Annotated in this window: 8 protein-coding genes; 7 read left to right on the forward strand and 1 reads right to left on the reverse strand. The window is 55.8% G+C overall.

The window, feature by feature from the left end; translation table 11 throughout:
• Positions 1–7: 7 nt before the first annotated feature.
• Entirely contained in the window at positions 8–1,057 is a 1,050-nt protein-coding gene (locus V7680_RS06720) for a GNAT family N-acetyltransferase (RefSeq protein ID WP_335652515.1), read from the reverse strand.
• 32 nt (positions 1,058–1,089) lie between these two features.
• Here V7680_RS06720 and V7680_RS06725 point away from each other — a divergent pair, with 32 nt between their 5' ends.
• The 7 genes from V7680_RS06725 to V7680_RS06755 form a co-directional block, all read left to right on the forward strand.
• On the forward strand, positions 1,090–2,628 hold the full coding sequence (locus V7680_RS06725) for an acyl-CoA ligase (AMP-forming), exosortase A system-associated (protein ID WP_335652516.1): 1,539 nt from the start codon (positions 1,090–1,092) through the stop codon (positions 2,626–2,628).
• Positions 2,625–3,860 carry a pyridoxal-dependent decarboxylase, exosortase A system-associated gene (locus V7680_RS06730; RefSeq protein ID WP_335652517.1) on the forward strand — a complete coding sequence of 412 codons (1,236 nt, stop codon included), beginning with the start codon at positions 2,625–2,627 and terminating at the stop codon, positions 3,858–3,860. Before V7680_RS06725 ends, V7680_RS06730 begins: the two co-directional genes overlap by 4 nt.
• A gap of 211 nt (positions 3,861–4,071) precedes the next feature.
• Positions 4,072–4,689 (forward strand): XrtA/PEP-CTERM system exopolysaccharide export protein, encoded by a 618-nt coding sequence (locus V7680_RS06735; RefSeq protein ID WP_442954984.1) that lies wholly within the window; start codon positions 4,072–4,074, stop codon positions 4,687–4,689.
• Positions 4,690–4,729: 40 nt separating this feature from the next.
• A complete protein-coding gene (locus tag V7680_RS06740; protein ID WP_335652519.1) occupies positions 4,730–6,268 on the forward strand; it encodes an XrtA system polysaccharide chain length determinant in 1,539 nt (512 codons plus the stop codon).
• Positions 6,269–6,278: 10 nt separating this feature from the next.
• Complete coding sequence (locus tag V7680_RS06745) at positions 6,279–7,196, forward strand: AAA family ATPase (protein ID WP_335652522.1); 918 nt, start codon at positions 6,279–6,281, stop codon at positions 7,194–7,196.
• A gap of 3 nt (positions 7,197–7,199) precedes the next feature.
• Entirely contained in the window at positions 7,200–8,822 is a 1,623-nt protein-coding gene (locus tag V7680_RS06750) for a hypothetical protein (protein WP_335652520.1), read from the forward strand.
• Positions 8,823–8,857: 35 nt separating this feature from the next.
• The coding region (locus V7680_RS06755) for an XrtA/PEP-CTERM system-associated ATPase (protein ID WP_335652521.1) at positions 8,858–10,079 on the forward strand (1,222 nt) is incomplete at its 3' end.

Here is a 10,079-nt window from a genome sequence, read left to right on the forward strand (position 1 = left end):
CGTTTCCCTAAAGCGAAGCGCGCTTTCCGGCAAGGCCCGAGGCATAATGTCGCAAAATCGGTAACCACGACAACGGGTTGTTCGGCCAGTAAAATTCCAGCCGGTAGCGGTCACGCACCTCTTCCATCCACTCGCGCTTATAGCCGTCATTGCCAGTGCCGAAGTCTATCAGATCGACATGATCGATATCGATCACATGCTGGAACATGGCTACGGACAGCAAGGTTCCGGGCGAAGATTTTGTCGCATCCTCGATATGCGCCAGCTTGTGAATCAGCGCTTCGCCATTTTCGACGGTCCAGAATTGTGCGGCAACCGGTTGGCCGTCAATATAGGCGAGGCCAAGCCGCATGCAGCCCGCAGCAGCTTCATGTTCAGCCAGTTTCTTCAGGAAGTCGGGATTGCCTTCTTCGGGTTTCCAACTGCGTTCGTAAACGGAGACATAGTCATTCCAGTCTTCGTCGGAAAACTCCTTTTCAATCCTGACGGAGACAAGATTTTTCTTGGCTTTGCGCCGAACGGTGCTGCGCAGTTGGCCGGGGCGATCGGTCCAATATTGGTCGAACGTGCGCCCTTTGACGTTGAGGATATGATTGTCATCGGCCTTGGACCGGAACACGATCCAGCCGGCTTGCTCAAACGCACGTTCGGTAAGGCTAGCTGCGGAATCCTCGTCGGGAACCGGCGTAATTTCAATGCGATGAGATGTGGACTTTAGTTCTTTGGCCAGTTTGGCGAGCAGAGCCAATTTGGTCACTTCATCATAGTCGCCGAGAAAAATCGGGCGGAAGGTGAAATTATACCAATTGGCTAGTGCAGCGTAGCGTCCGAGTCCGGTTTTCATCAGGAACATCCAGGCTTCGGCTTCGCCTTCGGTGCTGTGGACGATCAACGGGGACTTGTCCGGAAGACACAGCTCATGCAGCGGTCTCAGCCAGTCGATCCGGTCGAACAGCGATTTCTGGACCGAACGGCCCAGCTTTTCTCCTGCAATGGCTTGCACGGATTGAAAATTACTATGATATTCGCTGGTCATGGTTAAGGTCGTATCTGTCACAAATCTGCTCTTTTTCCCATAGGTCAAACCAATTGAATATTGAATCCGAAAATGTCGCATTCCCGCTCGACCATCTTGCGATAGGCAAGGAGCCGGAAGCGGACGCTCTCGTCATGCGTTCGGGGACTCTTAGCTACAAGATGTTAAATCATCGTGTTGGCCTGCTGGCGGCATGGCTGCAGGGGCAGGGGCTTGTCAAAGGCGACCGGGTAGCGACATGGCTGGCGAAGACGGAGCTGGCCTGCATCATGCCGCTGGCTGCGGCGCGGGCCGGTCTGGTCCACGTGCCGGTCAATCCGCTGCTAAAACCGGCTCAAGTCGTTCATATCGTCGCCGACAGCGGTGCGAGGCTGTTGATCAGCAATGCCGGGCGCCTGAAAACGCTGGAAGACAGTGAAGTCAATTGCGGCTTGTTCGAAGACAAGATTGTCTCGTCCGATCTGGAATCGATTGCGGAACCGATGGTGCCCAGTGCAGCAACGACCGATACCGATGATCTGGCCGCGATTCTTTACACCAGCGGCTCCACGGGCCGTCCCAAAGGAGTCATGCTCAGTCACGCCAATCTGACATTGGGTGCGCTTAGCGTCGCGGAATATCTGAAACTGTCCGACGATGATCGGACCATTTGCGTACTGCCGCTCAGCTTCGACTATGGCCAGAACCAGCTGTTTTCCGCTTGGGCCGCTGGCGGATGCGCGGTGCCGCTGGACTATCTGACGCCGCGTGACGTCATGAAGGCATGCGCGCGCGAACAGATCACCACTTTGGCCGCTGTGCCGCCGCTATGGGTCCAATTGGTCGAGCATGAGTGGCCCGAAGAGGCCGTGACGTCAATGCGGCGACTGACCAATAGCGGTGGTGCGCTGACCCCGACTTTGGTTAAACAATTGCGCGGCATATTCGGTTCCGGAACCGATATTTATGCAATGTACGGTCTGACGGAGGCGTTTCGATCAACCTATCTGGATCCCGCTCTGATTGATGATAATCCGACCAGCATGGGCAGGGCGATACCTTTCGCCGAAATTCTGGTGGTCGATCAAACAGGGGCCATTGCCGGACCCGATCAGGCCGGCGAACTGGTCCATTGCGGGCCGCTGGTGGCGCAGGGCTATTGGAGTGACCCAGAACGGACGGCGCAACGATTCAAAAAAGCACCCGGGGCCTCCAGCTATGGCGGGACAGCGGTTTTCTCCGGTGATACCGTGAAGCGCAGCGAGGACGGACTGCTCTATTTTGTCAGCCGGGATGATGCGATGATTAAGAGCTCGGGCAACCGGATCAGCCCGACCGAGATCGAGGAGATTGCGGTCGAATCAGGAATAATCGCAGAAGCGGTAGCCTTGGGCGTACCGGATGAACGTCTTGGTCAAGCCATACGGTTATTTGTCCGGGCGGTTGATCCAGAGCCACAATCTGCAGCGATCAGCGATCAGCTGGGAAAATATTTAAAGCAGAATTTACCGAATTTTATGCACCCGAGGGATATTGTCCCGCTTTCTGAATTTCCCAAGAACCCCAATGGAAAGCTGGACCGAAACGCATTGGCCAGCATGGATATCGAATGATCAAGACCAAAGCGATAGGACCAATCCCGCCAGGATATTCCGCGATTGATGGTGAACTCGCTATCGGCGGTCAGAAAACCAGTGCGCTGGTAGCGGAGAGCGGTTCCCCGCTATTTGTCTATTCGAGCAACCGGCTCGACGCGCGTATGGCGCATTTGCGGGCGGCCATGCCTGATGCGCTTGATCTGCATTATGCGATGAAGGCCAATCCCTTTCCGCCCCTGCTTCGCCATATGGTCGGGCTGGCCGACGGAATTGATATCGCTTCCGGCGGGGAACTGCGGATGGCTCTCGATGCGGGAGCGGCTCCGGAACATATCAGCTTTGCAGGCCCCGGCAAACGGGACGAAGAACTCGAACAGGCGATCCAGGCGGGCGTCACCATCAATATCGAATCGCCCAGTGAATGCGACCGGGCACTGCGCATCGGTACTGATCTTGGCCGCACACCGCGACTTGCGATTCGGGTGAATCCAGATTTTGACCTCAAGGGGTCGGGTATGAAAATGGGTGGCGGTGCGAAACCGTTCGGGATGGATATTGAACTGGTAGCGCCAACGGTAAAGCGGATATTGGAAGCTGGAGCGGATTGGCGCGGTTTTCATATTTTTGCCGGTTCGCAAGCGCTCAGTGCCGATGCGATTATTGAGACGCAGGCGCAGACGCTGGAGCTCGCTGCCCGTCTGGCGACGATGATTGGCCGAGCACCAGACCATGTTAACCTTGGTGGTGGAATTGGCATTCCCTATTTCCCGGGCGATGAGCCAGTAGATATTGTAAAAGTCGGGAATGCCCTTTCGGAACAGTTCAAGCGGCTGCCCGATATCCTTGCTTCCACACAATTTGCCATAGAACTCGGCCGCTATCTTGTCGGTGAAGCAGGTGTGTATCTGACTCGGATCGTCGATCGCAAGGAGAGCCAGGGCCAGATATTCCTCGTCACCGACGGTGGATTGCATCATCAACTCGCGGCAAGCGGCAATTTTGGAACCGTGGTTAGACGCAACTACCCCGCAGCCATCGCCAGCAGATTTGAAGAAGCGCCTAGCGAAACAGTTTCCATCGTCGGCTGCCTTTGTACGCCGCTTGACCGTTTAAGTGACAATGCCGCCATGCCGAAAGCGAACGTCGGTGACATCGTGGCGATTTTCTGTGCCGGTGCCTACGGGTCGACGGCAAGCCCCGCGAATTTTCTCGGTCAGGGTCCCGCGAAAGAGATATTAGTCGATTAGTTTCAAGAGCATTGGTTGGTGTCAAAGTGCCAAACCTGTTAATCTGAAATTCAGCTAGTCCTAACGCAATATTCACTATTTTCTAGCATAGCCATCCCGTGACTTTGTGTGATCTGCCCGTTTTCCGTCGGAAATCGGTCGTTCAACAAAGAGTTTTTACGAGGTGTATAAAATGCGTTCTGCTATGAAAAACAAGCACTTGGCAAAGTTTATGGTTGGTGCAGGAATGGCGTCACTTTCCGTGGCTGGTTGTTCCGGCAACTCCAGTGGCCCCCAGCTTCCCCCGGCTTCCTTTGTTTCCATGCAGGAAGGGCCTGGCGAAGAATATGTGATCGGTCCGCTCGACGAACTGACCATTTTTGTATGGCGGAATCCCGAACTGGGCGCGAAGGTTCAGGTCCGTCCCGATGGCCGGATCACCACACCGCTGATCACCGATATGCCTGCGGTAGGTAAAACCCCCGCTATGCTGGCACAGGATCTGAAGCTGCAGCTTTCCCAATATATCAACGAGCCGCTGGTTTCGGTTATCGTCAACAATTTCTCCGGCACATTTTCTCAGCAAATCCGTGTCGTCGGCGCCACTGAAAAACCTGCGTCTATTCCGTACCGGGCCAATATGACTTTGCTCGATGCGATGATCGCGGTCGGTGGTCTGTCTGAATTTGCGTCGGGCAATCGCGCCCGGCTGATCCGGCATGACCGCGGGACCGGACAACAGAAAGAATTTGCACTGCGCATCGACGACTTGCTGAAAAAAGGAGAAGCCAAAGCCAATGTCATGCTCCGTCCCGGTGATGTGATCATCATCCCGGAAAGCATGTTTTGATCCGGTTTAGGCCCCATCTGACAGGAATTGAAAAGAGCTCATGAACAGCCTTTATGATGAATTTCGAATAGCAGTGCACAGCGTCTGGAACCGGCGCTGGCTGGCATTGGCTGTTGCCTGGGGGCTGTGCCTGCTCGGCTGGCTGGTTGTCGCGTTGATACCCAATAGTTACGAATCAAAGGCACGCATCTCGGTGGAAATGCAGTCGATATTATCTGACAAGGTTGGTGTCGATGCACGCGAGCGCAAGAAGAATATGGAGCGGGTTCAGGAAACCCTGGCATCGACCATCAATCTTGAAAAAGTTGTCCGTGGCACGGCGCTGAACGAGTCGGTTTCCAGCGACCGGGAACTGGCTGGTAAGGTCGAGATGCTGCGCAAGAGCATCCAGATAAAATCCGAAAAGGACAATCTTTTCGAGATCATCGCGACGTCCTCGGCCAGCAATCTTTCCGACGCGGAAAATGCCGTTTTGTCGCGCGATATTGTCCAGAAAATGATCGATATTTTTGTCGAAGAAAATCTGTCCGGTGACCGCGATGAAACCAGCCAGACAATCAAGTTTCTCGACGCCCAGCTCGCCCAACGGGAAAAAGAGCTTCAGGAAGCCGAGCAGAAGCGGGTGCAGTTCGAGACCGAAAACCTGGGCCTGCTGCCGGGTATCGGGTCGATCAGCCAGAGAATGGAAGCGGCCCGCGCCGAGCAGAGCCAGATTGATTCTCAACTCAGCCAGGCCTCCGCCTCGCTGGCCGCCTTGAACGGTCAGCTGTCCGGTACACCTTCGTCTATCGCAACGCCGGGTGGCGCCGCTGGTGGCGGTGGAGCCCGTGCTCAATTGTCGCAGGCGCAGTCGACATTGGCTTCTGCTCGTGCCCGTGGCTGGACTGACAGCCACCCCGATGTCGTGGCGATGAAAAACGAAATCGCCGCGCTCCGGATTCAAGCCGCCAAGGAACCAGCCGGTGGCGGTGGCTATCGCACGCCAAACCCTGCCTATAGTTCTTTGCAGAGCATGCGTGCCGAACGCCAGGCGACGGTTGCTGCATTGCAGGCACGGAAAAACGCGCTGCAGGCGGATATGGCGCAACTGGCTTCCAAGCAGACTCTGGAACCGGGTATTGCCGCAGAAATGTCGCGGATCAATCGCGACCATGAAGTCTTGAGGGATCAGTACAACAAGCTGCTCACCGACCGGGAGCAGATCAAACTGCGTGGTCAGGTGGAATCCGAAACCGACTCGGTGAAGTTCCGCGTGATCGATCCGCCATCCAGCCCACGATCTCCGGCTGCGCCCAATCGGCCGTTGTTGCTGGCCCTGGTATTGTTCGCCGGCATTGGTGGCGGAATCGGTACGGCTTTCGCGATGGGCCATTTGCAGACCAGCTATCCGACCGCATCCAAACTGGAAAAAGCCAGCGGGTTGCCGGTGATCGGTTCGGTCTCGCAGGTTCTGACCAGCGTCCAGCGCGCGGCGCGTGGGCGGAAATTACGTATTTTTTACGGCACAAGCGGTGCGCTCTTCGGTGTCTTTGGGATGTTGATGATCGTGGAATTTATCCAGCGCGGCATGGTCGCCTGAGGGAGCAATGATGAACAAATATAGTCCCCCCAGAAAACCAGGTTCGCTGCTCGAAAGGGCAGGGGAAATCTATGATTATATCCCCGCGATCCGGACGATTGATCATCATGATAATGCCGCCGGCGCTCAACCGCCGGAGTCTCGTCGTCAGCAAGTGAGCCCGGCCCCGCAACGCCCGGTAGCTGCCTATGACGGTCCACGGGTGATCGTCGATCGCGACAAATTGAGGGAAGCCGGCTTCATCGTTCCTGATGGACCAGTTACCGGCATCTCCGAAGAATTCCGGATCATCAAACGGCAATTGCTATTGGTCGCCAAGGGCAGCCAGAAAACTGCGCCGGTACCGCATGGCGAACGGATATTGATCTGTTCCGCCCATCCCAATGAGGGCAAGACTTTCTGCGCGCTTAACCTCGCGCTATCGATTGCCGCGGAGAAGGATAACGAAGTCCTTCTGGTTGACGCCGATTTTGCGAAACCAAGCATATTGTCCAGCCTCGGTCTGGAAGGCAGCAAAGGCCTGATGGATGCGCTTGCCGATCCGGAATTGCCGGTCGAGAATTGCATCATCCATACCGATATTCCCGGTCTCGCCATTCTGCCGGCCGGTGATCAGACCAATGCCGATACCGAATATCTGGCGTCGGCGCGAACCGAGCAAGTGCTCAATCGTCTGACCCAGCATAATCCGAACCGCATTGTCATTTTTGATTCACCCCCAGCATTGTCGGCATCTCCGGCATCGGTGCTGGCGACTCATGTCGGCCAGGTGCTGATGGTGGTCAAAGCTGACGAAACAACCGAAACCGCCCTGCGCGACGCGCTGAGTTTGATGGGCGGCTGTGAACATATCCAACTTCTTCTGAACGGCACCAAATTTTCGCCGACCGGAAGACGTTTTGGATCCTATTATGGATATGGAGAGTAAGCCATGAGCTCGCGAGCAATAGCCAAGGTCTTTAAATGCGGAGCGACAGTTCTGCCCTTGCTGGGATTGGCCATTCCAGCCGCTGAAGCGCGCGAGCGCAAGGCCGAAGTGACTCCTTATATCGAGATCCAGCAAGTCCTGGTCGCCGATCTGAACGACGGTGGCGACGTGCTGACCTATACATCGGTCGCCGCCGGCATCGACAGTTCAATCCAGACGCGCAACGCCGAAGCCCAACTGAACGTGCGTTATGAACGCCGCATCTCCTATCAGGATGATTTTGGCGATGATGATGTGATTACCGGATTGGCTCGCGGTGGCGTGCAGGTCGTTCCCGGCCTCCTGTCGCTCGAAGCGGGGGCGCTTGCGACCCGTAGCCGGGTTGATCTGCGCGGTCAGTCGCCCTCCAATACGGTCGGCAATATCGACAATGTAACGCAAGTCTATTCGGTCTATGCCGGTCCGAATCTGTCGACCGAGGTCGGCGCACTGGATGTGAATGCCAATTACCGGCTCGGCTATACCAAGGTCGAAAGCGAAGATACCGGAGCCTTGCCTCCGGGTCAGCTTCCGATTGATATTTTTGATGATAGTGTAAGCCACTCGGCCAGCGCCAGTGTTGGTATGCAGCCAGGCGACCTGCCGTTCGGCTGGTCCGTCGGGGCCGGTTGGGAACGCGAAGACGCGGGGCAACTGGATCAGCGCTATGAAGGCAAATATGCACGCGCAGATGTCACGGTTCCGGTCTCTGCAACGCTGGCAGTGGTCGGCGGTGTCGGTTATGAAGATATCGAGATTTCGGAACGCGATGCTGTCCGCGACATCAACGGTGATGCGGTTGTCGACAATGATGGCCGTCTCGTCACCGATGAAACTTCGCCACGGTTGCTGTCTTATGACCAGGACGGAATAATCTGGGATGTTGGTGTAATGTGGCGACCCAGCCGTCGTACTTCGCTCGAGGCACGGGTAGGACAGCGCTACGGCAGCGAGACCTATTACGGTAGCTTCGGTTATCAGCCTAATCCGAACACAGCGGTGAATATCTCTGTCTATGACACGGTTTCGGGATTTGGCAGTTTGCTCAACGACAATCTGGCCAACCTGGGCACCAGTTTTTCCAGCTCGCGCAATCCTCTTAGCGGCGAACTAAACGGTTGCGCCTTCGGCCAGTCGGGTGGCCTGTGTTTCAACGATGTGTTGCAGTCGGCGGCCTCGTCCTCCTTCCGCGCACGCGGCGTCAACGGGCAGTACACCTATAATTATCAAGGGTGGGAGGCCGGCCTTGGCGTAGGATATGCGCGCCGCCGCTTCTTTGCTTCGCAATTGGGAGCGGTTGCTGCCGTCGACGGTCTGGTAGACGAGAATTATTATACCAATCTGTCAATTGGCCGCGACATTGATACATATTCCAGTTTCGATGCGAATGTTTATGCCAATCTGCTGGATAGCGGTTTTGCAGGGGCTCCCAATGTTCTGGGGGTCGGTGCCAATGCAGCATATTATCGGCGGATATTGCCAGGTTTACAGGGTACCGCAGCGGTTGGTCTGGACAGCTACCGACAGGAGGGCTTCGACAGCGAGCTCACCGCTTCTGCACTGCTGGGCCTCAGATATGATTTTTAAGAGCATCAACAAAGTCGTTGATCGGAGATACGCGCATGTATGAAACATTTTATGGATTAACCGGTCGGCCGTTTCAGCTGACCCCGGATCCGCATTTCTATTTCGAGAGCCTGACGCATCGCAAGGCGCTGTCCTATCTCGGCTATGGCTTGGCTCAGGGTGAGGGCTTCATCGTCATCACCGGCGATGTCGGTGCGGGTAAAACCACATTGGTCAGCCATCTCATGGCGACGATAGACAAAGCGCGCCTGACCGCGGCCAATATCGTGACCACCAAGCTCGACAGCCAGGATATCGTGCGCGTCGCTGCCAATCATTTCGATATCGACACCGACCATATGGACAAGGCGCAGCTGCTCGGCGCGTTTGAAGAATTTCTTCATTCCGAAGCACGGGCCGGTCGACGCTGCCTGCTGATTGTCGATGAATCTCAGAATCTGCCGGTTGATGCGCTGGAAGAATTGCGCATGCTGTCCAACTTCCAGCTCGGCGGACAGGCGTTGCTGCAGATATTCCTGCTCGGCCAGCCGGAATTCCGCGACATGCTGGAAAATTCCAACCAGCTGGAGCAATTGCGACAGCGGGTTATCGCGCATCATCATCTCGATCCGATGAGCGCCGAAGAAATCGAGCCCTATATCACCCATCGCCTGTCGAAAAGCGGCTGGTCGGGGCGTCCGAAAATTACCTCCAACGTATTCCGTTTGCTCTTTGCCGAGACCGATGGCGTGCCTCGCAAAATCAATACATTGATGAGCCGGGTTTTGCTGATGGGATCGATCGAGCATGCCGAACTGATCGACCAGGCCATGGTTGGACGGGTGCTTGCTGATCTGAATGGCGAAGACATCGATATTGACGCTCCGCTAGCGCCGTCGGGCGAGATAAAAAGTCCGCTGTGGGAAAAGCCCAAAAAGGCGCGCGACACGGGGGCCGAGCAGCAGGCTGAAACATCCATCCTCTCGTCAGAGCAAGAGATTGATGAGCCCTACGAGGAGACTTTTGAACAACCGTTCGAGCCCGCGTTTGAACCGGCGTCTGCGCAGGAACATGAGGTGGTCAATCTCTGGGACCGGGACGCTCCAGCGGAATCGTTTCAAGAGCCAGCCCAAACGCAGTTCGCGGCGGAACAAGAATCTGCAGCATTTGCTGTGCCGCCGGCGTCGGCCGACGGCGCGACCGAACAGAAGGTCGATATGATATCCCAGCGCCTGTCCCTGTTGGAAAAACGCATGGACGGTCAGGAAGAAAATTTGC

The organism is Parasphingorhabdus sp., from assembly GCF_036963705.1.
Lineage (GTDB): Bacteria > Pseudomonadota > Alphaproteobacteria > Sphingomonadales > Sphingomonadaceae > Parasphingorhabdus.